The sequence below is a fragment of the Schumannella sp. 10F1B-5-1 genome, from assembly GCF_006517535.1.
Lineage (GTDB): Bacteria > Actinomycetota > Actinomycetes > Actinomycetales > Microbacteriaceae > Schumannella.
The window spans coordinates 1-341 of sequence record NZ_VHQH01000301.1; the positions used below are offsets into that span (position 1 = coordinate 1).

The 341-nt window shown below is 68.0% G+C and carries 1 protein-coding gene and 1 pseudogene; both read left to right on the forward strand.

Going from position 1 to position 341, the window contains the following annotated elements:
* Positions 1-142, forward strand: a pseudogene (locus tag FJ658_RS15780) (carbamoyl phosphate synthase small subunit); the annotation flags it as partial.
* The coding region (locus FJ658_RS15785) for a hypothetical protein (RefSeq protein ID WP_141146264.1) at positions 142-341 on the forward strand (200 nt) is incomplete at its 3' end. The pseudogene FJ658_RS15780 and the gene FJ658_RS15785, both read left to right, overlap by 1 nt.

Below are 341 nucleotides of genomic sequence, written 5' to 3' on the forward strand. Positions count from 1 at the left end.
GGAGGGCCTGCGGGCCCTCGACATCCCGGCCTTCTCGGTGCAGTACCACCCCGAGGCGGCGGCGGGCCCGCACGACGCCAACTACCTGTTCGACCGTTTCCGTGACATGGTCGCGGCGAACCTCTCGGAGAAGAAGAACTAGTGCCCAAGCGTCCCGACATCCAGAGCGTCCTCGTCATCGGGTCCGGCCCGATCGTCATCGGACAGGCCGCCGAGTTCGACTACTCCGGCACCCAGGCGTGCCGCGTACTGCGCGCCGAGGGGGTGCGCGTCATCCTGGTGAACCCGAACCCGGCCACCATCATGACCGACCCCGACTTCGCCGACGCGACCTACATCGA